This window comes from Haloferax sp. KTX1, from assembly GCF_902410085.1.
GTDB classification, from domain to species: Archaea; Halobacteriota; Halobacteria; order Halobacteriales; family Haloferacaceae; genus Haloferax; species Haloferax massiliensis.
The window spans coordinates 1-472 of sequence record NZ_CABPRH010000134.1; the positions used below are offsets into that span (position 1 = coordinate 1).

General features: G+C 51.5%; 1 protein-coding gene. It reads right to left on the bottom strand.

The annotated features are described in order from the left end of the window. On the bottom strand, positions 1–202 hold a 202-nt coding region (locus FY251_RS22885), incomplete at its 3' end, for a hypothetical protein (protein ID WP_222847879.1). Positions 203–472: the final 270 nt, after the last annotated feature.

Here is a 472-nt window from a genome sequence, read left to right on the forward strand (position 1 = left end):
CTGCATAACGTGCCATGCCATCTGCAAAAACCGCCTTGGAGGGCGCGGCTCCCATGCGATATTCGCCGTTCGCAATCGCTGCCTCAACTTCAGCTGCCCAAGCTTGGGCATCACGCTTCTTGTTAAGCGTCTTGCTTTTTCGAATGCCGTTTTTTGCAATCTCTGCACGCCACCGGCCGCCCGTTTTCCGGAAAGTAGCCATAACCGATCACTCCTCCTAATTGTGTCTGGAGTTCGGTTTACAACCTGAGGAAATTTAGGAAGGGCAGCGCCGTGGACACACAAGGCCATACGCTCACGCGTAAAGCGCGCGTAATGATCTGTGTAGACCTGACGGTGTTTTGTGGAAAATCAGAGAGTTAGCCACGTCAACGCAAAACGCCTAAAATCAATGGCGTAGTTGCATAAAGCGCTGTTTAAAGGGCTATTTTACTGATAACAAAGGGAAGGAATGGTGCCCGGAGGCGGAATC